At 66.9% G+C, this 23931-nt stretch carries 19 protein-coding genes; 8 read left to right on the top strand and 11 right to left on the bottom strand.

The genetic code is table 11. The features are described from left to right. The first annotated feature begins 58 nt into the window (after window positions 1–58). From ACAG21_RS19410 to ACAG21_RS19385, 6 genes are read left to right on the top strand one after another with little or no spacing between them, the layout of a single operon-like run. A complete protein-coding gene (locus tag ACAG21_RS19410) occupies window positions 59–418 on the top strand; it encodes a Rieske (2Fe-2S) protein (RefSeq protein WP_370497887.1) in 360 nt (119 codons plus the stop codon). Next, window positions 415–1461, top strand: a complete 1047-nt coding sequence (locus ACAG21_RS19405; RefSeq protein WP_370497886.1) for an amidohydrolase family protein — start codon at window positions 415–417, stop codon at window positions 1459–1461. Before ACAG21_RS19410 ends, ACAG21_RS19405 begins: the two co-directional genes overlap by 4 nt. Beyond that, the gene (locus ACAG21_RS19400) at window positions 1458–2621 is read left to right on the top strand and encodes an amidohydrolase family protein (protein WP_370497885.1); all 1164 of its coding nucleotides are present in this window, start codon (window positions 1458–1460) and stop codon (window positions 2619–2621) included. Before ACAG21_RS19405 ends, ACAG21_RS19400 begins: the two co-directional genes overlap by 4 nt. A 6-nt stretch (window positions 2622–2627) precedes the next feature. Further along, entirely contained in the window at window positions 2628–3593 is a 966-nt protein-coding gene (locus ACAG21_RS19395) for an alpha/beta hydrolase (protein WP_370497884.1), read from the top strand. A gap of 38 nt (window positions 3594–3631) precedes the next feature. Continuing rightward, window positions 3632–4792: an acyl-CoA dehydrogenase family protein gene (locus ACAG21_RS19390; RefSeq protein WP_370497883.1), complete on the top strand. Its 1161-nt coding sequence runs from the start codon at window positions 3632–3634 to the stop codon at window positions 4790–4792. Beyond that, window positions 4789–6036 (top strand): acyl-CoA dehydrogenase family protein, encoded by a 1248-nt coding sequence (locus tag ACAG21_RS19385; RefSeq protein ID WP_370497882.1) that lies wholly within the window; start codon window positions 4789–4791, stop codon window positions 6034–6036. Before ACAG21_RS19390 ends, ACAG21_RS19385 begins: the two co-directional genes overlap by 4 nt. Here the strand turns inward: ACAG21_RS19385 and ACAG21_RS19380 are convergent. The 5 genes from ACAG21_RS19380 to ACAG21_RS19360 form a co-directional block, all read right to left on the bottom strand. Continuing rightward, a complete protein-coding gene (locus ACAG21_RS19380) occupies window positions 6033–7997 on the bottom strand; it encodes a SpoIIE family protein phosphatase (protein ID WP_370497881.1) in 1965 nt (654 codons plus the stop codon). The genes ACAG21_RS19385 and ACAG21_RS19380 overlap by 4 nt on opposite strands. A gap of 147 nt (window positions 7998–8144) precedes the next feature. Next, window positions 8145–8576, bottom strand: coding sequence for an anti-sigma factor antagonist (locus tag ACAG21_RS19375; protein ID WP_370497880.1), 432 nt, complete (start codon window positions 8574–8576; stop codon window positions 8145–8147). Between the two features lie 154 nt (window positions 8577–8730). Continuing rightward, entirely contained in the window at window positions 8731–9936 is a 1206-nt protein-coding gene (locus tag ACAG21_RS19370) for an amidohydrolase family protein (protein ID WP_370497879.1), read from the bottom strand. Window positions 9937–10012: 76 nt separating this feature from the next. Beyond that, on the bottom strand, window positions 10013–11041 hold the full coding sequence (locus tag ACAG21_RS19365) for a hotdog fold thioesterase (protein ID WP_370497878.1): 1029 nt from the start codon (window positions 11039–11041) through the stop codon (window positions 10013–10015). Between the two features lie 121 nt (window positions 11042–11162). Then, window positions 11163–11495 (bottom strand): hypothetical protein, encoded by a 333-nt coding sequence (locus ACAG21_RS19360; protein WP_370497877.1) that lies wholly within the window; start codon window positions 11493–11495, stop codon window positions 11163–11165. Between the two features lie 329 nt (window positions 11496–11824). On the opposite strand from ACAG21_RS19360, the gene ACAG21_RS19355 reads away from it, so the two are divergent. Together ACAG21_RS19355 and ACAG21_RS19350 are read left to right on the top strand one after the other, a co-directional pair. Beyond that, complete coding sequence (locus ACAG21_RS19355) at window positions 11825–16129, top strand: cation-translocating P-type ATPase (protein ID WP_370497876.1); 4305 nt, start codon at window positions 11825–11827, stop codon at window positions 16127–16129. Window positions 16130–16156: 27 nt separating this feature from the next. Beyond that, a complete protein-coding gene (locus ACAG21_RS19350) occupies window positions 16157–16648 on the top strand; it encodes a hypothetical protein (RefSeq protein ID WP_370497875.1) in 492 nt (163 codons plus the stop codon). Here ACAG21_RS19350 and ACAG21_RS19345 read toward each other — a convergent pair. The 6 genes from ACAG21_RS19345 to ACAG21_RS19320 are packed head-to-tail and all read right to left on the bottom strand — an operon-like array spanning window position 16645 to window position 23890. After that, window positions 16645–18078, bottom strand: a complete 1434-nt coding sequence (locus tag ACAG21_RS19345; protein WP_370497874.1) for an HNH endonuclease signature motif containing protein — start codon at window positions 18076–18078, stop codon at window positions 16645–16647. The genes ACAG21_RS19350 and ACAG21_RS19345 overlap by 4 nt on opposite strands. Before the next feature lie 50 nt (window positions 18079–18128). Then, window positions 18129–19628, bottom strand: coding sequence for a class I adenylate-forming enzyme family protein (locus ACAG21_RS19340; protein ID WP_370497873.1), 1500 nt, complete (start codon window positions 19626–19628; stop codon window positions 18129–18131). Next, window positions 19625–20566 carry an acyl-CoA dehydrogenase family protein gene (locus tag ACAG21_RS19335; protein WP_370497872.1) on the bottom strand — a complete coding sequence of 314 codons (942 nt, stop codon included), beginning with the start codon at window positions 20564–20566 and terminating at the stop codon, window positions 19625–19627. Before ACAG21_RS19335 ends, ACAG21_RS19340 begins: the two co-directional genes overlap by 4 nt. Further along, on the bottom strand, window positions 20563–21711 hold the full coding sequence (locus ACAG21_RS19330; protein WP_370497871.1) for an acyl-CoA dehydrogenase family protein: 1149 nt from the start codon (window positions 21709–21711) through the stop codon (window positions 20563–20565). Before ACAG21_RS19330 ends, ACAG21_RS19335 begins: the two co-directional genes overlap by 4 nt. Before the next feature lie 2 nt (window positions 21712–21713). Further along, the gene (locus tag ACAG21_RS19325; protein WP_370497870.1) at window positions 21714–22829 is read right to left on the bottom strand and encodes an acyl-CoA dehydrogenase family protein; all 1116 of its coding nucleotides are present in this window, start codon (window positions 22827–22829) and stop codon (window positions 21714–21716) included. Further along, window positions 22826–23890, bottom strand: coding sequence for an acyl-CoA dehydrogenase family protein (locus tag ACAG21_RS19320; RefSeq protein ID WP_370497869.1), 1065 nt, complete (start codon window positions 23888–23890; stop codon window positions 22826–22828). The genes ACAG21_RS19325 and ACAG21_RS19320 overlap by 4 nt, the downstream gene beginning before the upstream one ends. Window positions 23891–23931 lie beyond the last annotated feature (41 nt).

The raw sequence follows: 23931 nt of genomic DNA, 5'->3' as shown, positions 1-23931 counted from the left end.
GGTTACCGTAACGGGTTCAGTATTGATCCGGGTAGGTCAACGAGGCGGTGATTCTCAAGTGGCCCAGCGCAGATTCGTGTGCTCGGTCGACGAGCTGCCGCCCGGCGGGATGAAACTCGTCGATGTCGGCAAGTTCGGCGTGGGCGTGTACAACGTGCACGGCGCGCTGTACGCGATCGTGAATTACTGCTCCCACGAGGGCGCCCCCTTATGCCTGGGCCTGCTCGGGAGCACTACCGAAGCGGCGCCGGACGAGCCCGGCGGGATACGCCGGGTGCGCGACGGGCAGATCGTCCGATGCCCTTGGCATAACTGGGAATTCGACGTCACCACGGGTCAAAGCGTCGCCGATCCGCGTCGCCGCGTCCGTACCTACGCAGTCGATGTCACCGACGGTGAGGTGTATGTGACCGCATGATCGTCGACACCAATGTGCAACCGCACTTCCGGTACAACGCCGAGATCCGGCGCTACCTCCCGGACGCCCACCAACTGCGTGCGATCCCCGACGTCGAGCAGCAGTGGTACCAAGCACCCGGTGGCGACTACCGCCACGACCTCTACGGAGAGCACTACCCGGGCTCGGATCCCGACACCGTCAGCCGCCACTTGTTCGAAGACGCCGGAGTTGACTACGCCATCCTGAATCCGTTGACACGCGGCAACATCGCCGACTACTTGCTCAACACCAGCATCTGCGCCGCCGTCAACGACTGGCTGCTGGACCGCTGGCTCGACCCCGACACCACCGGCCGGTTCCGGGGCACGATCAAGGTCAACCCCGAAGACCCCCGAGGCGCCGTCGCCGAGATCGAACGCCTGGCCGGTAATCCCAAGCTGGTACAGGTCGGTATTCCGATGCAGTCCCGCGAGCCGTACGGCAAGCCGATGTTCGAACCCATCTGGGAGGCCGCCGCCGCGCATGGGCTTCCGGTCGCGGTGCATATCAACGGTGGCAACGGCGTCGACCATGCCCCGACATTCGCCGGGCACGCACACACCTACCCCGGCTATGCGTCGTTCATGCCGCTGAACTACTTCGTGCATCTGGCCACACTGATCATCGAGGGCGTGTTCGGCCGGCTGCCCGGCCTCAAGTTCGTGTTCGCCGACGGCGGCTACGACATCCTCACCCCGCTGATGTGGCGGCTGGACACCTTCTGGTTGTCGATGCGCGACCAGACCCCCTGGGTCGATCGCTATCCCAGCGAATACCTGCCCGGCCATGTCCGGTTCTGCTCATCGGCATTCGACGGCCCGATCGAGCCGGCCCACACGCAGCGCTGGATGGAGTTCACCGGCAAGACCGACCTGCTGATGTACGGATCGAGTTACCCCCACTGGTCGACGTCGTCGCCCGACGTGGCGGCCCAGGGGCTCGACGCCGCGCAGCGCGAGCAGGTGTTGTGGCGAAACGCCAGCGAGCTTTACGGCCTCGGAGCAAAGGAGCGAGCGCAATGACCACGATCGAACGGATGGAATCGCACACCCGCCGCGACGACCACATCGCCGTCACCATCGTCGACACCGACGTCCACCCGTTGCCCGTGTCGACCGATGTACTCAAGTCCTACGCGCCGGCCGAATGGGTGGACAAGATCTGGCCGACGGGCAATGCGGTGAGCCCGATGTCGTATTTCTACGACACCCCGGATGCGTTCAAGACATCGTCGCTGCGCATGGACTCGTGGCCGCCGGGCGGCGGGGTCGCCGGCAGCGATCCGGACTACGCCGCCAAGCAACTGCTGGTCGACGCCGGCGTGAGCATCGCGTCGCTGGAGCCGATGTGCGATGCCCAGCTACCGCAGGCCGAACACGTGCTCAAGTCCACCTACAACGACTGGCTCGCCGACGTGTGGCTGGACAAGCACAACGCGCACGGCCGCTGGCGCGGGTCGATCAGTGTCAGCGCGCAGACGCCGGAGCAGGCGGCGCGCGAGGTCGAGCGCTGGGCCGGCCATCCGTACATGGCCCAGGTGTTGATGACACCGCAGACCCGCGGAATCCCGTTCGGCAACCCGCATTTCGATCCGCTGTACGAGGCGGCGTCGCGCAACGGGCTACCGATCTCTACCCACCTGATGGGTCAGACACCGTTCGAATTGATCCCGCAGTATCCCGTCGGCAATCCCGCACACTGGCACGACTTCTTCGCGTCCTGGCCGTTGCTGTACGTCTCGCACCTGATGAGCCTGGTTTTCGACGGCGCCTTCGATCGGCACCCGGACCTGCGGGTGGTGTTCATCGAGGGCGGCTTCACCTGGGCGATGCCGGTGATGTCACGGATGGACCGGATCTGGGAGGCCCGCCGTGGCGACTTGCCGCAGGTACGACGCCGTCCGTCGGACTACGTGCGCGAGCACGTTCGCTTCACCACTCAGCCCCTGGAAGATGTCGACACCGTAGAGTTCCGCGAGTATCTGGAAATGATGGACCTGGGAGACAATCTCATGTTCTCGACGGATTATCCGCACTGGAGCTATGACTCGCCGACGTATGCGATCAACAGGTTCCCCGCCGCCCAGCGGGAGCGGATCATGCGCGGGAACGCGACGGCTCTGTACGGGTTGCCGGCCACGGTCCAGGCCCTCCCCGGGGAGGATGCCACGCCTGGAAGTTGAGAAGGTATGACACAAACGGATCTGACCCGCCCGCAAGGCATTAACCGCCTCGACCCGGTGCTGCGCGACGCCGCCAGCGAGGTGGGCATCGTCGAATTCCGTACCGAGACACTGGCCGCCGAGCGAGAGCAGGCCAACCGGGCCGCCGCCGAGCGTGCCGGGGCAGTCGACACCGAGGGCGTGGCCGTCGAAACCCGCTCGATGTCCGGCCCGGGCGGTCAGCAGCTGAACCTCCGCTTCTACCGGGGCCGCATCGAGGGTGACTCGGGGGCGCCGTTGCTGGTCTACGCCCACGGCGGCGGTTTCGTGTCCGGCAACCTCGACACGGACCACGCGGCATGCGTCGAGCTGGCTCGCGAGGGCGGTTGCCTTGTCGTTTCGGTCGACTACCGGCTGGCTCCGGAGAATCCGGCCCCGGCGGCGATCGACGACGTCGAGGCGGGTTTGTACTACGCCATCCGAAACTGTGCCGAGCTGAACGTCGACACCAGCCGGCTGGCCGTGATGGGCCGGGATGCGGGTGCCGCCCTGGTCGCGAGCCTGGCGCAGCGGATGTTCGACGCCGAGGGTCCACAGATCCGGATGCAGATCCTGCACCAGCCGATGCTGGACAGCGATGCCACGCCGTCGCGGCGCGAATTTCAGCGCACCCCGGGACTCAACGGTCCGGCGGTGAGCCGGGCGTGGGGTCACTACCTGGGCCCGGCCAGCGCCAGCGGTCAACATGTTCCGGCGCACCGCGCGAACCTGGAGGGCCTGCCGCCCACGTTCATCAGCTGCTCAGAGATCGACCCATGCCGCGACGAAGCGATCGACTACGCCAACCGGCTGCTGCATGCCTTCGTACACACCGAATTGCATGTCATAGCAGCGACATTCAACGGCTTCGATTCGCTGGTGCCGGACTGGGTCGTCTCACAAGAGAACCGGGCCTTGCACGCGCAGTCGGTGCGCCGGGTGTTCGCGATGTAACAGCGCTTACGGTATTGCCGTTTGCTAATATTGAGAACGTGATTCTTGCGACCGCCGTCGACTCGCCTGAAAAGGCACTCTTCGTCTCGACGACCCAGTCTTTTCTGCAGAAGGAAGCGCCGCTGTCGCGCGTGCGGGAGCTGCACGCGGCGGGAGTGTCCTTCGACCCGGCCTGGTGGCGGCGCGCCGCGGAGCTCGGCTGGACCGGCCTGCTGGTTCCGGAGGAGTTGGGTGGCGGCAGCGTCTCGGAGAGCGGCATCGCGGATCTGGCCTCGGTCGCCGAGATGCTCGGCAAGACCGTCGCACCCGGCCCCTTGTACCCGGTCAGCGTCGTGCTCACCGCCCTCGCTGAATGTGCCGATGCGCATTCACACGCGGCGGTCATCGAGGCGCTGATCTCCGGCGAAACCGTGGCGTCCTGGGCGGTCTGTGAACCCGGCCGTGGCTGGGCGCCGTTGGATCCGTCGGTGACAGCCACCCAGACCGATGCCGGTTATCGCATTGACGGCACCAAGGACCGCGTCGAGGCCGGCGCCCAGAGCGGCCTGCTGCTCGTGGTGGCGCGCTGCGGCCCGGATAGTTCTGAGGTTCGTCAGTTCCTGGTCCCGACGGACGCGCCCGGGGTCCGGGTCGAGCCCCAGCAGTCGGTCGATCTGGTCAAGCAATACGCGCGAGTGCATTTCGACGGGGTGGTCGTGGACTCGTCGGCGGCCATCGGCAGCGCCGCCGAGACCGCCGGGCTGATCGACCGGCAGAGCCAGATCGCCGCGGTGCTGCAGTGCGCCGAGGTGGTCGGCATCGTGCAAACCGTGTTCGACTTCACCGTCCAATGGGCGCTGGACCGGCACACATTCGGCCGTCCGCTGGCGTCCTACCAAGCGCTCAAACACGGCTTCGCCGACATGAAGCTGTGGCTGGAGGCGTGCCGCGCCACCACGGCGGCCGCGGTTGCCGACGTCGCCGAGCGCGCCCCCGAGGCGGGCCTGTCGGCCAGCGTCGCGAAATCCTATGTTTCAGAGATGGCGGGGCGGATCGTCCAGGGCTGTGTGCAGATGCATGGCGGCATCGGTGTCACCTGGGAACACGACCTGCACCTCTACCTGAGGCGAGTTACCTTGTACCGCGCCATGTTCGGCACCCCGGAAGAACACAACTTGCGGGTGTATGACTCAGAGAAAGCCGGCCGCACCGCGAAATGACGGACTACCAGACGACGCCGACGGAATCCGTCGCAGAATTCGCCGCCCGCGCCCGAGCGTGGTTGGCGGACAACATGCCGCCTATCGACCCCGATTCGCCGCCGGCTGCGCCCCGGGACAACGAGGACGCCTGGAAACGCGCCCGGGAACTGCAAAAGCGGCTCTACGAAGGCGGATTCGCCGGCATCTGCTTCCCGCGCGAATACGGCGGCCTGGGTCTGGATTACGCCTACCAGAAGGCGTTCGACGACGAATCCCTGTGCTACGAGATGCCGTTGATCCTCAATATCCCGACGTTCACCATCTGTTGTGCCACCCTGCTCGACACCGGTACCGAAGAGCAGAAACGACAGCACATCGCCGCGGCACTGCGTGGCGACGAGGTGCTGGTGCAGCTGCTGAGCGAACCCAGCGGCGGGTCGGATCTGGCCGGCGTCATCACCCGGGCCGAACGGCGCGGTGACCGATGGGTGATCAACGGCGCCAAGACCTGGAGCACCAGCGCGTTCGCCGCCGACTACGGCCTGTGCCTGGCCCGTACCAACTGGGATGTGCCCAAGCACGAAGGTTTGACCATGTTCCTGGTGCCGATCGATCACCCGGGCATCACGTTGCGCCACATCACCATGCTCAGCGGCTCCACGGAGTTTTGCGAGGAGTTCTTCGACGGCGTGGACGTCGGCGACGACGCCGTGGTGGGGGAGGTCAACGGCGGCTGGGCGGTGGCCTCTCGTCAGCTGTACCACGAGCGGCGGGCAGTCGGCCAGGGTTCGGAGTTCGCCAGCGGCAGCGGCAGCGAGGGCGGCAACGCCAATCCCATTGACTACGTTGGGCTTTTGGCAAAGACCGGCCAGGCCGACAACGAACGTTTGCGGGAGATGGCCGGCCGGGCGTTGGTGCATCGGATAGTGGCCGAACAGCTGATCGAACACGTGTCGCGCAACGTCCGCGATGGTGTGCTGCCTCCGGCGGCCGGCACGCTGATTCGGCTGTTCCACGCCGAGACCGTGCAGGTGGACGTCGACACCGCGATGGCGGTCGCGGGAGCGGCCGGTGTAGTCGGGGAGACCGGTGACGGCCTGGAGGCCGGACTGCGGTACCTGGTGCGGCAGAGCGTCGCCATCGGCGGCGGCACAACGGAGATGGCGCGCAACGTGATCGGGGAGCGGGTGCTGGGCTTCCCGCGCGAATACGCCGCCGACCGAGGGGTGCCGTTCAATCAGGTGCGGCACGGCAAGAACTAGTCTTCGGCGAAGACGTTCTCGCTGTCGCCGCTGCTGACCGGTATCTGGACCATCGACAAGATGTGCTGGGCCGGGCTGCCGGGTGGGGCGATCAGCACGCATTCGCCGCCCTGTCGCAATGCCCGGTCACGGGCGGCCGCCAGCGCGCTGACGCCCGCGGAGCCCAGGTGGGTGACGGCGCTGAGGTCGATCGTCAAAGGGGCTATGCCCGAACGGCTTTCGACGGCAATCAGGCGGTCGAGCGTGGACGCGGTGTTGGAGTCGACGTCACCGCTGACGACGATGTGGCCGGGCTCGTGGACGGTCGAGACGAATTCGTTGTCGCTGGCCCGGCGGTAGGTTGCCCGACTGACGATCATGTCGGTGACGAAGTTGGCCGGTCGCGATAGCCGGTGCGTCACGCTGGCCGTCGTCCCGTTGTCGCTGCGGGTGATGAGGGCCTGGGAAACCAACGCCTCTGCCATCGCAAGCCCGCGCCCGCGACCCTGTTCGCCTTCACGGTGATCCTTCCACTGTCCGCGGTCGATCACCGCCGCGTGCATGTTGCCATCACCGGACAGCGATGCCTCGACAACGATGCCGTCGGAAACCTCGGCGCCGTAACCATGTTCGACCGCGTTCTCGACGAACTCGGAGATCGCGTGCACGACGTCGGAGATGTCGTCGGCGTCGGCGCCGACTTCGGAAAGCCAGCCGCGAAGCCGGGAGCGCACGGTCCGCGCGGCGCGGATCGTCGCGTCCAGCGTCATTCGCAGCGGAGCCGGGGGAGTGCGGCGCTGCGCGGCAAGCAGCGTGACGTCGTCGCTGTAACCGGTTGACCGGAGCAGCAATTCGAGCGTCTCCGAACAGATGCGGTCGATGGTTCGCGTCGGCGCATCGATGACGAACCCGCCGACACCGGCGGAGATGTTGGCGGCCAGGTCGGCGAATTCCGCGGTGCTGGCGCCCAATGGGCGCCCGGGCCGCTCGATCAGGCCGTCGGAGTAGAACAGAATCGAATCGCCGATATTCAGCATTTCGCTGCGAACCGGAAACCCGACGCGGCTGCCGAGCGGACCGGCGCCCGACGGTTCCACGTAGCGTGCGCTCGAGGCCGCGCTCACCACCAGCGGCGGTGGATGCCCGGCGGTGCAGTACTGGAATTCACCGGTGTCGTAGTCGAGCGAGCCCACGCACAGCGTGGCCGATTTCGACCCGGGCACCTGCTCGTGGAAGCGGTCGACGGCCTCGAGCGCTTCGGTGATGCCGTAGCCCTGCGAAATCTGCATTCGCAGCGCGGTGCGCAACTGCGACATGACCGCCGCCGCTTCGACGCCGTGGCCGACCACGTCGCCGACGACGAGCACCAGCCGGTCCCCGAGAGGTATCGCGTCAAACCAGTCGCCACCGGCCGCGGTGTCTTCGGTGGCGACGAGGTACTGCGCGGTGATGTCGGCGCCGGGAACCACGGGGACCGACGAGGCCAGCAGCGCCTGCTGCATCACGATGGCGGAATCGCGGACGTTGCGATAGCGCTCGGAGAGTTCCTCGATGCGGGCCTCGGTGGCCAAGCGCGCCTGCACCCGATCCGTGACGTCATCGAAGATGATCTGCACGCCCTCTATCGCTGCGCCCTCGCGGCGGCGAGCCGTGACGAGGAAGTCGAAGTAGCGCTCCTCGAGCCCGGTTCCTTCGAAGTCGGCCTGCAGCCGCCACTCGACGCCGGATTGCGGCTCGCCGGTCTCATAGACCCGGTCGAGCATCTGGAAGATTTGCTGGCTCTCCAGCTCGGGATAGACCTCGCGCGCCAGCATTCCCACCGGGTTGAGCGCCGGATTCAGGGCGCGGTAGGCGGCATTGGCCGCGACAAAGCGATGTTGGGGCCCTTCCAGACCGATCAGCATCGCGGGGACCTTTTCGAAGATGCGACGCACGTCGTCAGCCGCACCGACAATCTTGTCCCAGTCCTTTTCGGCCACCATATGGCCGTCCTCCTGAGCCTCCCGGCGGGCCTTTCTCGGGACCGAGCAATCCAACAACGCGCGGCCCTATTCGACACGCGCAAGTAATCAGATTAGCAATGGCTGGGGGCTGCCTCATGCATCAGTTTGCTAACGTCCGACCCGCTTTCAGGCCACCGGCGTACCCAGCGCGCTGTCGATGGTCGGATGCAGGGGCAATGCGCTGCCGAGATTGCACGCCTGGATGACCCGGGCCACGCCGGGATCACAGCTGACCACCCGTAACGCGATGCCGCGCGCCCGGCATCGCTCGGATTCGGCGGCCAGCACCGCGAACGCGCAGCACCCCATGAAATCGAGGCCGTTGATGTCGACGATGAAGGGGCCCGGCGCGGCGGCGACCGCGGCCGCCTCCGCGACCAGCCCTCGCCAGGTGTGCTCGTTGGAGGCGTCGACCTCGCCGCCCGCGCGAATGATCACGACCGTGCCGCTGCGCTGGGTTGCCGCGCGCAGCGTGCTGTGCGGATCGCCCAGCTCGGAAACCAGCCGGGGGCTCAGCGTCACTCTGGTTACCAATGACTCGACCGCAGCCAGATTCATCGTGCGCTCCATAACCTGGGGGAAGATTCTTTTCTATAGCAAGGTGGAAGGCCGCGTCTATAGTTCGGCTTTCGACCAGCACAGACAAAATGCCCACCTCCGAGCGACAACGCAGACCGATGTCGCTCGGAGGCGGGCGATGCTTGGTACCGGATCAGGCCGAGACAGGCTTCTTGGCCGGCGCGGAGACCTTCATCAGCTCCATCAGGTTGCCGCCCATGATCTTGGCCTTGTCCTCGTCGCTGAAGCCTTCCAGCTCGTCGACGAAGCTGATCGGGTCCTTCAGGCCCTCGGGGTGCGGCCAGTCCGATCCGAACACCACCCGGTCAGTACCGACCATGTTGACGATCTCGGTGAATCGGTCCTCCCAGAACGGGCTGACATAGACGCACCGTTTGAACGTCTCGATCGGGTCCTCGGTGAACGCCTGCGGCATCTTCTTGTAGACGCCCTTGAGTCCTCTGAACAGCGTCGGCACCCAGTCGGCGCCGTTCTCGATGGACAGAATCCGCAGGTCGGGGTTGCGCGACAGGGCGCCATGGCAGATCAGCGCACCGAACGCGTCCTCGATCGGCCGGTGGCCCATCGCCAGACTGCGGAAGGCGGTCGGCTTGAACGGCAGGAACTCGTCGCCGGGCTCCCAGATGTTGAGCAGCTCGGAGTAGCCGCTGTCGGAGGCGTGCATCGAGACCGGGATCTCGGCGCGCACGCAGGCCTGCCAGAACGGATCGAACTCTTCCAGACCGAACGACCGGCTGCCGCGGTAGCCGGGCACCGGCGCCGGGCGGACCAGCACGGTGCGGGCGCCGCGCTCCAGGCACCATTCCAGCTCTTCGAGCGCGCGGTCGACGATCGGCAGGGTGATGACCGGGGTGGCGAAGATGCGGTCTTGGTAGTTGAACGACCATTGCTCGTGCATCCACTCATTGAGCGCGTGGATGACGTCGTGGGTCATCTCCGGGTCGTCCTTCATGCGTTCTTCGACCAGGCTGGCCAGCGTCGGGAACATCAGGGCGTAGTCGATGCCCAGCTCGTCCATCACCTCGAGGCGCGCGCCCGGCTCGCGAAATGCGGGGATGGCCTTCATCGGCTCGCCGAGGATCTCGCGGTAGCTCTTGCCCTGCGAGCCGTTGCGGAAGTATTCCTCCTGGGCGCCCGGACGGGCCACCACCTCGAAGGTGGGGTTGGGGATGTAGTCACTGATGTGTCCGCGCACCACGATCTTGGTGCGGCCGCGAACCTGCACGTAGTCGATGACGTTTTTGCGCTTCTCCGGCAGGAACTTGGTCAGCGCCTCCTGCGGCTCGTACATGTGGTTATCGGCGTCGAATACGGGGAATGGAAGCTCGCGAGACGGCATAGCGATCTCCTTGAAGGCTGGATTCTCGTTGGGTGGTAATGACGTTACCACCGCTGTGCAATAGCGTGTACCGGCCTTAGGTGTCGGCCCGGAGACCCTTGGGTGTCGCGCCGTTGATGATGGCGAAATTCACCGTCGCCGTCGCGGCTACCTCGTCGTCGCCGTCGCTGTAGATGTCGATCTGCATGACCATCGCCCGCCGGCCCGCGCGCAGCATCCGGGGCACCGCGAACGCGGCGCCCTGCCGGATCGGACGCAGGTAGCGGACGAAGAGATCCGCGGTCGTCATGGTGGTGCCCGGCTCCAGAAAATCCAGCCCGTACTGGCCGCCCGCGACGTCGACGAGGGTGGCGATCAGTCCACCCTGCAGCGCCCCAGAAGTGTTGACCACGTTCGGACTTACCGGCATCGTCATCGCGAATTCGCCGTTGCGGGAGCCCGGGCGCAAGCCGATCTGAGCGAACAGCTCGGCCAGCGAGGGCGTGCCCGCTTCGTCGTCGACGTCGCGGATGCCCAGCGCGCGGCTGAGGAAGTCGTACAGCTGGCCGGCGTCGATCGGGGTCCCGGTCAATTCGGTGCCCAGCCAATGCAAGCGCTGGGCGCCGACCATCGTCTGCATGACGATGGCCGCCGATGCCGCGACATCGAGCCCCGGGTTGAACACCCCCTCGGTGATGCCTTGCCCGACGATGTCGCGAATCAGTTGATGCAAGGGGGACAGCACCCGGGCATATTCACGGGGACGCGTCTCGGCCAGATGCTGGTTATACAGACCCAGCGCCCGATTGAGGCTGTCCTGGGTGCTGGATTCCGGTTGCTGACTGATGCGGTCGAGCAGCAGCTTGAGTGCGGACGTGCTGTCCAGCCCGTCGATCTCGGCGCGCCAGCTCTGCACCGATTGTGAAATGGTCCTGTCGAAAAGCGCGAGCAGCAGTTCGTCCTTGCTGCTGAAATGCTGGTAGAAGGCCCGCAGCGAGGTCTTGGAGCGGGCGACGATCTCCTGCACGGTGAAGTCGGTGCGCCCGGTCTCGCGCAGGATCTCCACTGCCGTCTTGATGAAGCGGTCGCCGCGCGTCACCTCGGCTTCATCACTGGGGGCGGTCATGTGCGCTAGTCCCCTTCCGTCGCGCATGCGTGCGCGTCGAGAATGAGGTTACCGCGCGGGCCGGCGTGCCGTGAGGTGTCGGCGGGCCGGTGCGCCCGGGCGCCGCGGGCTCAGCGCAAACTTATTCGGGGGTTTCGGTCTCGATGTCGATCGTTTCGACCACGGCTGCGCCGTCGGTTTCGGCCTCGGGAGATGGCTTCTTCAGTTTGCTGGCGAGCAGCGCGACACCGCCGGCCGCGAGCAGAAGGGGCCATTCGACGACGGCGATCAGGCCGACGGCCGCGGCGACGACGGCGGTTCGGGGGCGGATGTGGCCCTCCCGCATTCCGGTGCGAATGTCCCTTGTTGTAACAACGACACCCTCGGCAACCGCGGTGCCAATCTGGCTAACTGTTGAAACCGTTTGGTCGGCAACCGAGTTCGCCGATTTAGTGGCTCGTTCGATGAGCGTCACTGTGCCCTCCCAAGATTCGAGTTGTTGTATGCGTGGCCAATAATTTGTCGTCCGTTTGCTTTTCAGAAGCTCTAAGTGGCGCTCTTAGATCCTCTTAGTCCTTACGGTGTAGCACGCACGTACTACTTCGACGAGTCTGCTGCGTGAATCTGCAATGTCAAAGCTAACTATCGCGAGAGGGTGTAAAGCGCAATATGCTCATCGAGCCGATCGTCTCGGGGCTTCGAATGGTGGTCGCAGGCGGCGCAGCCGCGGCAGCTGAACTGTTGGGCGGGGACCGTCCCCGCCGCCGCTGGTCCGGCAATGGCCGGGGGTGGATTGAGCTGCGTATGCCCGAGGCGACCCGCTCGTCCGAGTACGAGACCGTCCTGAAGAGGACGATCGGCAGCACCCTCGGTGTCGCACGCACCCAGGTGAACTGGCCGCTCTCGCGCCTGATCGTCGACATCGACGAAAACGGGCCTGCCGTAGACGATTTGGCGCTGATGGTGGAGGCGATCGAACGGGCCTTCACCGCCAAAGCCGATCGAAGCAAGTCGGCTGACGAGTTCGGTTCGCAGACCCTGGAGCGGTTGCAGGTGATCGACATCCCCGGCGATGGCGCGGAAGTCGTCAACCGGATGAGCCTGCTGGGGGCCAAGGCCATCTCACTCGGTGTGACCACGTTCTTGCAGGTGACGCGGATGCCGAGACTGCCGCGGGCTTTCGCCGCCGCGACCACTTTCGCCGAGGCGCAGCCCGACGTCCGCCGGGTGTTCGAGCGGGCCCTCGGGCGCGGGCGGGCCGACGCGCTGCTCGCGTTGGGCACCGCCGTCACCCAGTCGCTCGGCCACACCCCGTCGGTGATCGCCGCCGACATGTGCCTTCGGAGCCTGCGTCTCATCGAGGCGCTGTCAGCCGTGGAAGCCTGGAACGAGCACGAACCCAACCTTGCGCTCAGCGCGCAGTGCGAGCCGCACCCGGAAACGTCGCGGCCCCGCCCGGTACCGGATACCGCGTCGGAGAACTACGCCCGCGCAGCTACCGCGGCTGGCCTTGCCGGCGCCATCGCCCTGACCGTCAGCGGCGGCGCGATGCTGGCAAGCGAGGCAGTCATCGTCGCCGCGCCGCGGGCACTGAACTACGCGCGCGAGTCGTTCGCCACCACGTTCTGCGCCGGCTTGAACCGCTACCACCACACCCTGGTGATGCGACCCGACGCGATCCGTCGCCTCGACGGTGTCGACGTGCTGATCGTCGAGCCCGCGGTGCTGATCGGAGAGACCCTGCGAGTCGCCGAGATCAGCGGCGTCGACGGCGAACTGCGCACCAAGGTATGGCAGTGCGCCCAAACGGATGTCAACGACGGTCTGCTCGGCCCGGGTGTCCACACCGGCTGCTCGCTGTCACCCGCGCATCAGCTGCCTGAGCTCGAGGACCTCGAGGTCGTGGTGGCGCGCAACGCCGACCCGTACGCCGAACCGCTGATGGCCGCGGCGCGTGCCGCCGATCTCAAGCTCATCTCGGTGGATCAGGCCGATGCCGGCCACCTGCGCGGGACATTCGACGAACTGCTGCCGTTCGACGACGCCGACGTGGACCTCACCATCTTCGGAGCGGTCCGGCAATTGCAGGCCGACGGCAAGGTCGTCGCCGTGCTCGGGCGTGACCTTCGGCTCGCCTTCGCGGCCGCGGACCTCGCGCTGGGGGTTTGGCCTGCCGGGCGGGCGGCGCCCGCGTGGACGGCCGACGTCCTGATCCCGAATCTGAAGGTTGCCTGCCGGATCATCGACGCCATCCCCGCGGCCAAATCGGCCGCACGTCGAGGCGTCGAGTTAGCCGCTGCCGGAACACTTCTCGGCTCGCTGACGCTGCTGCCCGGAGTTCGGGCAGCGGGCGTGCGCCCCAGCATCGCGGCTGCCGCCATCGCACTCATCCCCGGATACGTGATCGGGCGGGGTGTGGCAATGCAGCCCGATCCGGCGGCCGCCTCCGACACCGAATGGCATGCCCTGGATGCCGACCAGGCGCAGGAACAGATTCGGGCGCTGTGGCCCGAGCTCGCCGACTCCACCGGTCCCGCTGCCCCGGCAGCACAGCTGCCGAAGACCCGGATGCAGGCGCTGGCCGCCAGATTCGCGGACAGCGGTAAGGATGTCGTGGACGCGATGTGGCACGAGATGCAGGACCCGCTCACGCCGATCCTTGCCACCGGTGCGATGGCGAGCGCGCTCGTCGGTTCGCCGATGGACGGTGTGCTGGTCGGGATCGTTCTCGTCGGAAGCGCCGCGATTGCCGCGGCGCAGCGACTCAGCTCGGATCGTCAGCTGAACAGAATGCTCAGCGCCCAAACGCCGCCCGCGCGGGTACTGACCGGCCCTGATCAGTTCGAGCTGATTGCCACCGAGCAACTGACGCCGGGACGGATCATCGAGGTCCGCGCCGGCGAGTTGGTCCCCGCCGACGCCCGCGTGTTGAGCGCGGTCGCCGTGGAGGTGGACGAATCGTCGCTGACCGGTGAGTCGTTGCCGGTGACGAAGAACCCCGCGCCGACGCCGGGCCGACCGCTGGCCGAACGCGCCTGCATGATCTACGAGGGCTCGACCGTGCTCAGCGGAGTGTGCCGCGCGGTGGTCATCGCGGTCGGCGACTCGACCGCCGCGGGCCGGGCCATGGCACTAGCTCCGCGCCGGCGCGACGAGGTGGGGCTGCACGCGCAGTTGGCCGCGGTGACCGCGAAAGTGTTGCCGTGGACCCTCACCGGTGGTGTGGGCGTGATTGCCACCGCGTTGCTGCGGGGATCGGGCATCAAAGAGGCCGTCACCAGCGGGGTGTACTGCGCGGTCGCCGCGGTGCCGGAAGGCCTTCCGTTGGTGGCGACGCTGGCTCAACGCGAGGCGGCCAGGCGATTGACCGAGCGCAATGTACTGGTCCGCGCTCCGCGGTCGGTCGAGACGCTCGGTCGTGTCGAGGTGGTTTGCTTCGACAAGACCGGAACGCTCAGCGAAAACCGGTTGGTGGTAACGAATATCTCCGCACAACCAGGTTTCGACGAAGACGTGATTCTCGAGCGCGCGGCGCTGGCGACCCCGGTAGCGCTGACCGAGCACGCTCCGCTGCAGGCGACGGATGCCGCGGTCGTCAACCGGGCCGGAAGCCAGCCGAAGCGCGACCGCGAATTGCCGTTCCGAGCCGGCCGGGCGTATGCGGCGGGGCTGGACGGCGACACCCTGGCGGTCAAGGGCGGACCGGAAATCGTCCTCTCCGCGTGCGTCGAGGGTCAAGACGACGACCTGCGCGAGGAGCTGCTGGCGCATGTGCATGGGATGGCCACGCAGGGTCTTCGGGTGATAGCTGTCGCCGACAAGACGCTGTCAGAGGATGAGCTCGAGATCGCGCAGGACAAGGGCCTGGAACCGTTGTGCCGCAATGGTCTTCGCTTGCTGGGCTTCCTCGGGATCACCGACACGCCGCGGCCCGACGCGCGGGAGCTCCTGCTCGGGCTGGCCAAACGCGACATCGGCGTTCGGGTGATCACCGGTGACCACCCGGCCACCGCCCGCGCCATCGCCCGCGAGATCGGGCTCGACGTGCCCGAGGACTGCATCATCACCGGAGCGCGCTGGGAGCGGTTGTCGATCGCCGAACGGGCCGAGGTCGTCAAGACCAACGTGATCTATGCGCGAATGTCGCCCGAGCAGAAGGTCCAGATTGTCCAGCAGATCAGCAATTCCGGGGTGGTGACCGCGATGGTGGGCGACGGCGCCAACGACGCCGCCGCCATCCGTGCCGCCGCGGTGGGCGTGGGCGTGTCCTCGCACGGGAGCGACCCGGCGCGTGGCGCGGCGGACGTGGTGCTGACCGAGGGTCGTGTCGGAAGCCTTCTCGAGGCGATCGAGGAAGGGCACCGGCTGTGGCAGCAAGCGCAGGCCGCGGTTGGAATGTTGTTGGGCGGCAACGCCGGTGAAGTTGCTTTCAACATGTACGGGACGATGGTCCGCGGCATGGCGCCGCTGACGGCGCGACAGATCCTGCTGGTGAACATCCTGACCGACGTGTTCCCCACGACGGCCGTCGCGGTGAGCGCGGTGCGCAACATGCGACCGCCGTCGGAGCGTGGGATCAACATGGACGATCTGATGGAGACCGTCGCTATCCGCGGAGCCGCCACCACGATTGGAGCAAGCACCTCGTGGAGTCTGGCCACCTTTACCCGTGCCGCCCCGCAGCGTGCGGCGACGGTCGGTCTGGTGGGCCTGGTCACCACGCAGCTCGGGCAGACGTTGCTGGATTCGCGCGATCCGCTCGTGGTCAGCACTGTCGTCGGCACTTTCGTTGCGATGGGCGCCCTGATCACGACCCCTGGCCTCAGCCAACTCGTCGGTTGCGTGCCGCTGGGTCCGCTGGGGTGGATAGAAGGTGTGGCCCCGGCCGTGGCGCTGACCGTGCTCACGGCCGCCAAGCCTGACCTGTTGATCCGGATGGCCGCGATGATCGGGAAACGCGTCTCAAAGTACGGCGGGGAGGCCGACAACGTCTTGAACAACATGGTGGGCTCGCTCACGACGTGGGCCCAGGAGCTCCCGGGTATGGACAGCGGCAATGGCGCCAAGGGTGAGGGGGCACCCCAACTGGAACTCACACCAGCCGGTTAACCGACTACACAACAGAGAGAGACAGACATGACCACGCTGGACGAAGAACAAAACGGCTCGGCTGCAACGGATTCGGACTCTGACAAGCTACATGACGAGCTGCACGACGAGTTGCACGAAGAGCTCCATGACGAGCTGCACGACGAGCTTCATGACGAGTTGCACGAAGAGCTCCACGACGAGCTGCAGGAAGAGCTGCGTTTCGGACCGAGTTTCGCGCAACGGTGGGCGGCCTATGCCGAGGCGCACCCGAACTCCAAGCGCGCCCGGACCCTGCACACCCTGCGGGAGTTGGAGTCACGGGCGATCGATTTGCCGATCATCGGAAAGTTCCACCGGCCGGACAAGCACGATGTCGTCTACGTCGCGGGACTGACCGCGCTGCTGGTGTTCGGCGCGGTCGAGCTGCCGATCGCACTCGTCGTACTGGGCGGCCATGTACTGGTCAAGCAGCACTCCAGCCGTTCGCTGGCGGCGGTCGGTGAAGTCATGGAAGACGTCTTCGGCCACCACATTTAGAAAGGTGGTGGCTCGCCGTCCGGCGGTCGGGCCTGTGACGCGGATTGCGTTGCGGCCGAGGTGGTCTGGAGCTGGTTGCGGGCTTTCCGGTTTCGCCGCCGTTCGGCAGTGAGGTAGTCAGCGCGGCTTTGGGCACGGGTGCGACGCCGCTGCGGCATCATGGCGTATCGATCGGTGCAGGGGTCGGGCCGGACGTCCGGAGCGACCTCGCCGGTGGGCGCGCACAACTGCGGGAATAGCAGTGCGCTGCCGGGAGTGGTCACATGCGTGCGCCCGGACGGCGACGTCCAGATCACCGTGCCATCGGCAACCTGCCGATCTCGCCAGCCCCAGAAGGTCTTGACCAAATGGTGAGGGCGGCAAAGGCATTTCAGATTCGCCGCGTGGGTCGCACCGCCGTCGGCGTGCGGGATGCTGTGGTCGAGATCGCAATCGGTGGCCGGGCGGTCGCAACCGGGGAATCGACAGGTCAGGTCACGGCAGCGCACAAAATCGGCGAGCGCGCGCGACGGAACGTAGCCGCATTCCGGCGGCGTATCGCCGGGATGCAGCACCGGCCGCAGTTTCGCCGAGTCCGCCAGTTGTGCAACGAGTTCGGCCGGGATGAGTGTTTCGGAGCCGATGATCGCGGCGGGCTCCCGGGAAGTGTGATCGACGCTGGACTGGTTGGCGACTATGTGAATCACCACCGGGCTCGGTGCGGCCGCGGTCGCGGCGGGACACGTCGGCTGCCCGCAGCGGCACTGTAGTCTGTCCGCGCCGGCGGCCAGCGCTGCCAAGGCATCGGCACGGCGTTGCTTCACGGTCCGGGTATCTCCATCACACACGCTGTGCGCCAATGCATTTAACCGCGCATCCACCACGCGGGCATCGGGGGTGACGAGCCGGCCGAACACCTCGGTCAGGCCGTTGCCGACGTCCCAGAGCGAGAACTCGCGATCGGCCTGCTGCTCACGAGCGCGGCGAACCGCGTCGCGGTCTGCCCGCGCGACGACTCGATCCACCGCCGCGCTCAGCCGGCCGCGAGTCATCGACGGCCACCGTCGCACCCTTGTCGCGAGTTCGGCGTCGACTGCCGCCATGACGTGGGAGTCGGTAATCAAATCCGTGCGGTACACGATCGTCTGGAACGTCGAATAGCTGATCTCGCCGGCGATCAACGCGGCGCCGATGTGGGGTAGCCGATTTCGCATGGCGCGTGAATAGTTGAGATAACTCGACGCGAGCGCCTGACTGATATTCAGCGCCGCCGCGACCTCCGCCGAAATGGCGTCCCAGGTGTCACTCGCCCAGGACTCTCGTTCCCCGCATTCGCGCAGCCGCAGCGCGTCGAGTTCGCCGATCGCCGCCAGCCGCGCGCCGGCCGCCCGGTTCTCCGCACGCGACGCCGCGCAGATCCGATCGATCACGACCGCCGATTCTTCGAACATAGGTTCGATCATACGGAGTGGGTACGACAACTTGAAGGCGCGCTGAGCCCTCAGCCGCCGCGGGCCTTGATCATCGCGGAGCGATTGACCTTCGTCGCCGCGGTCCGAGGTATCGCGTCAACGAACTCGACCGTCTTGGGCGCCTTGTAGGGCGCCAGCCGGTTCTTGGCGTACTCGATCACATGTTGTTCGGTAACCTCCACGCCCTCGGCGGCCTGCACGACAGCGTGCACGCGGCGGCCCCACCGCTCGTCGGCGAGTCCGATGACCACCACATCGGCGATGCCGGGATGCCCCGCGAGCGCCGACTCGACTTCGGCGGGAAAGACATTCGCACCGCCGCTGACGATCATGTCGACTCGACGGTCGACGATGTAGAGGAAGCCGTCCTCGTCGAGGTGGCCGATGTCGCCGGCGGACCGGAACCCGTCTTCGGTCGACGGCAGCGGCGGCGCCCCACCGAGATAGCGGTAGCCCGCACTCATCACCGAGCGCAGGTAGACCTCACCGTGCTCGCCGGGGCCCAGCGGGTTCTTGTCGGCATCCAGGATCCGGATCTCAGTGTCGCGGAAGCCGCGACCGACACTTCCGGGATGCGTCAGCCATTCGTCGCCGCGCAATGCGGTGAGGCCGAGATTCTCGGTCATCCCGTAGGCCGTCACGATCTGCTCGGGGCTGAGCAGTTCGAACCAGGTGTGCAGCAGCGACGGCGGCATCACCGCGGCGCCCTGCAGGATGAACACGACGCTGGACAGGTCGCGTTGCCGGATGTCGGGCAGGGCCGCGATGCGCGCCAGCATCGTCGGCGTGGCCGTGAAATTGGTGATTCGGTAGCGCTCGATCGCGTCGACAAACACTGCCGCATCGAACTTTTCGAGGATAACCAGGTGGTCGCCGCTGAGGAGCATCAGGAAGGTTGCGAAGCCGTTGGTGTGATACATCGGAGCGGGCACCAGAATCGTCTGGGGCTTGTCCACCGGCGTCCAGTTGGACAGAAACGGTTCGCCGTGCTGCGGTATCCACAGCGACGGAGCCAAGCTGAGGATCACCTTCGGTACGCCCGTCGACCCGCTGCTACAGATTCCATTGGCATGCGGGGACACGGCCTCGGGCAGGGGACCGGTCGATTCCGCGGCGGCCCGGGCCTCCAGCTCCCACCGGCTTGTCTCGTCGACGACAACGGCGGGATCGATCACCGCGCGCACCCGATCCCGCTCCCATTCGGGCAGATCCCAGTGCATGGGAATCGGGACCGCGCCGATCTTCCAACATCCCAGCGTGGCCAGCACCAGGTGTTGTGAGTTCGGGATAGCAAGCGCGACAAGCGAACCCGTTTCAGCGCCGCTGGCGGCCAGTGCCCGTCCCCACTGGTTGGCTCGGGCGTCGAGTTCGCGAAAGCTCAGCGTCTGGGCGGTGCCGTCCAGCGCGACGATCGTCACCGCCGGCCTGTCGCCCAGCTCGTCGGCGAGTTCGGCCAGTTTGGTCCCGAACGGGACTCCGTCTTCGAACGGGTTCGGCGTCACCCCGGCCATTGCAGACTCGGTCGTCATGCGGGCTCCGAAACCGGTTCGCTGAACAGGGTCTCGAAAGAGCCGTCGCGGACGTCGGAGATTAGGCGCAACCCGAGCGCCTCGGCGCCCAGGGGAAGACGGATCAGCGGCTGGGTGTGCCGGTCGAGCACGCTGACATCGGACTCGTCGCAGAAACCCAGGGCGCCCAGCAGCTGGTGCGAGGTGCGCAGCACTTGCCGTGCGGTGTCGGTGGCCTTGAACCGCAACACCAGCGCGTCGGCGGAATGCACCTGCACCGGCAGTGACTCGGGGCGGCAAACGGTGTATTTCGCTAGTTCGTGCAGGCCGCGCACCGCGACAGAGGCATCCGCGACGGCGAACCGGACAGCCTGGAAGTCCGCCAGCGGCTTACCGAACTGGATGCGTGCTTGGACATGGTCAGTGACGATCTGCAGCGAGCGCTGCATCGCACCCAGAATCCGCCATGATCCCAGCACGAGATGAAGATTAACGTCGGCGGCCGGCACTGTCCCGTCGGGTGCGCTGATTGAGGCCGGCACCAGGAACGGACCCAATTTGGCGTTGGTCCGCGACGCGATCCGCAGCCGGTAGCGATTGCCGTCCAGGTCCGCGGCGATCCAGTCGCCGGGCAGATCGCCGTGGTCGATGCGCGGCGACTCGGGGTTGACCAGGGCCAGCCGGGCACCGTCGATTGCCAGCAGCTCCTCGACGAGGGGATAGGGCAGCGCGTGCGCACCGGCGGTTTGGCAGAGCACTGCCGCGGCCAACATGTCGTCGGGACCGGACCGGACGTCGAGGTCGAACGCGCCGAGCTCGCTCAACGCCACGCGCGCCGCGTCCCGCACGCTGTCGTCTCGCTCGGCTCGCAGGGCGGCCGGTGGCCCGCCCAGCCGATCGAACCGTTTGGCTGCGACCACCGCGAAGTCGCTAATGTCTTGTGGCAGTGTGGTTTTCACCGGCGTTCTCCCAGGGCGTCTCGTGCCACCAGCATTCGCTGCACCTCGATGGTGCCCGATGCCACAGTGGCCGCTTGTGCGTAGCGCCAATGGTCTTCAATCGCCCCGTGCAGTGCCGACGAGGCCCCGCTGTCCAGCGCGACGGGTCCCAGCACGTCGAACAGCAACTCGGCGACCTGTTGATCGCACGTCGTGGTCGCGATGCGGGCGGCGCTGGCCGCCGCCCCCGCGCTTGGGTCGTCCTGCAGCGACACCGCGCGGTAGGCCAGCAGCCTGGCCACTCGCAAGTCGACAAGTGTCCGGACCCACCGGGCCCGAAGCGTCTCCGGCAGCCCGTCCCAGGCCTCGCCGAGCTCGCCTTGCAAGCGGTGCAGCAGTGACTCGCAGCGTGCGTAGCGGGCGATGCCGACGCGCTCGAACGCGAGCGCTTCGCGCATCACCCGCCAGCCGTCACCGACCTCGCCGAGCACGTCGCCCGGGTATGCCGGTACGCCGTCGAGAAACATCTCGTTGAGGTGATGCGGCCCCAGCATCGACGGGATCGGCCGAACCGTGAAACCGGGCCGATCCATCGGGATCAGAAATAGGGTGAGCCGCTTGTGCTTTGGCGCGTCGGGGTCGGTGCACGTGGCCAGTACGCACCACGAGGCCATCTGGGCGTACGACGTCCACACCTTCTGGCCGGTGATGCGCCACCCCTCGCCGTCGGGCACGGCGCGGGTACGCAACGAGACCAGGTCTGATCCGGCCTCCGGCTCGGAAAAGCCTTGGCACCAAATCACATCGCCGGAGGCGATGGCCGCCAGGTGTTTGGCCTTCTGCTCGTCGGTGCCGTAGCGCATCAGTGCCGGACCGACCCAGTTGATGCCCATGTACTGCGGACCGCGGGGTTCGTGCTGAGCCCACATCTCTTCGCGTAGCACGGTCTGCTGCCAGACCGAACCACCGCCGCCGCCATGCTCTTTCGGCCAGGCCAGCGCCAGCAGCCCCTCGACGGCGAGCAGTTTGCAGAACGTCTCGGTGGTGGCGAGATCCTCGGGATCTTCCGTGCAGGCCCCGAGGAAGTCGGGGGGCACGTGATGAGCGATCAACTCCCGCAGCCGGTGTCGCAATTCGACGGCGTCGTCGCCGAGGTCGTAATCCATCATTATCCCTTCGGCAGCCCGAGTAGTCGCTCGGCGATGATGTTGCGCTGCACCTCCGAGGTTCCGCCGTAGATGGTGGCGGCCAGCGCGTCCTGGCGTTCGAACAACAGATCCGGATCGCTGGCCGAGCTCGGGCCTTCGGCAGCGGCGGCGAGTTCCCAAACTCGTTGCAAGGTAACCGATCCAAGTAATTTCATGATGTCGGCCTCGGGGCTGTTCCGGCCTGCCAGTTCGTTGCCCAGCGCGCGGTATCCGGTGGCCCGCAGCGCTTCGGCATCGGCAAGCAGCGACCCGAGTTCGGCGCACAGGCCCTGGTCTTCTGCGGCGCTGCCGGCGTTGCGCACCGCGTCGAGTCCGCGCTTGATTTCGACCCAGTTCATGATCCAGATCATCTGGCGCTCGTGGTGCAGCGACGACAACGCGACGTTCCAGCCGCCGTTGACCGGGCCCAGCAGGTTCTCCACCGGGATCTCGACGTCGTCGAGGAAGACCTCGCAGAACGTCTCGTCGGAGATCGACGACATCCGGATGGGTTCGATGCGCACACCGGGGGAGTGCAGGTCGAGGATCAGGCACGAGATGCCACGGTGCTTGGGCGCGTCCGGATCGGTGCGGGCATACAGCGTGCACCACCGTGATTCGTGGGCCTGTGTGGTCCAGATCTTGTGGCCGTTGACCCGGAAGACGTCTCCGTCCTGCTCGGCTCGGGTGCGCAGTCCGGCGAAGTCCGATCCGGCTTCCGGTTCGGACATGCCCAGCGCCCACCATTCGTCGCCGCGCAGCAGCGGCACCAGCAGGCGCTCGATCTGGGCCGGTGTGCCGAACTGGCGGATGCCGGGTGCGGCGACACCCGGCCCTTGAATGTTGGGCAGCTTGGGCGCCGACCGCAGCGCGCCCTCGATCCGTATCTCCATCGCGTCGCGCAGGCCCAGCGATCGGCCGCCATGCTCACGCGGCCAGGTCGGCTGGATCCACCCGGCCTCGAACGCGGCCCGTTGGTGGTCGCGGCGCAGCGGGATATCCCAGCGATACCGGCGGTAATTCTCGTAGTAGTCGTCGGGCAGGAATGCGGCTAACCAGTCGACGTACTCGGCAACGACCTCGGATCCAGTCGTCATGCCGCGCCTCCGGCGACGAAGCGGCAGCCCACCTCGTGGTAGAGCGCGCGACTGTCTCCCAGCTGCGCCGCACCTTGCCAGGCATGCCGGACATAGAGGTGGGCATCGTGCTCCCAGGTCTGCCCCAGTGCGCCGTGCACCTGGACGGCGGTGCGGGCACAGCTGGCCGCGGCGTCACCGGCCGCCGCCTTGGCCAATGCCGCGGCCGTCCAGGCGTCCGCGGGTGCGGTGTTCGCCGTGGCGAGGCGCGCTGCGGCCGCGTAGGTGAGGCTGCGGGCGCGCTCGACGCCGACATAGTTGTCGGCCAGCGCGTGCTTGATCCCCTGAAACGCCCCGATCGGGGTGCCGAACTGGCGGCGTGATTTCGCGTGCTCGACGGACAGGTGCAGGGCGGCGCCGGCCGTGCCGACCAGATCGGCGGCGACGGCCACCATCGGTGCGGTCAGCGCCGACTCGAGGTCGACGGGCGCCGAGGCCACGGGTTCGGCGTCGATCTCGACGTCGGCTACCGGGTGTGCGGGGTCGGTGGATTCGCCCGCGGTGATCGTGATGCCGTCGCCGGTGCGCACCACCACTGCGACATAGCCGTCGAGGGATTTGGCCAGCGCGACGATCAGCTCTGCCCGGGCCGCGTCGGGGACCGCGACCGCTGCGCCGCGCACCCGTCCGCCGCGCAGTGTCAGCGGTGGCCCGGGTAGCCGAGATCCCTTGGCGTGCACCGCCAGGGTGGCGACGACGCCGCCGGCGATGTCGGTGAGAAGCTTGTCCAGACCACAGGCCCGCAAGACGCCCGCGGCTAAACCGACGCTGCTGAGCAATGGAATTGGTGCCAACGCGGCACCGCACTCCTCGAGAACCAGTGCTTGCTCGACGGGCCCGAAGTCACCGCCGGGTGCGGCGAGTTCGGTCCAGCCCAAGTCGACTACCGTCTTCCACAGAGCGCGCCAGCGCTCCGGGTCCGTCAGGGCCTGCCGGGCGGCATCGGGAGGACATTCGGTACGCAAAATGTCGCGCACGGTGTCGCGCAGCGACAGCTGATCCGAAGTCAGTCCGACATCCATAAGACCCCTAACATAATAAAGATAGTAAACTAGCCGCGCTG

The organism is Mycobacterium sp. pR1184 (genome assembly GCF_041287235.1).
Classification (GTDB): domain Bacteria; phylum Actinomycetota; class Actinomycetes; order Mycobacteriales; family Mycobacteriaceae; genus Mycobacterium.
Note: the sequence above shows the minus strand (reverse complement) of the source record. Positions and strands in the feature narration are given on the sequence as shown.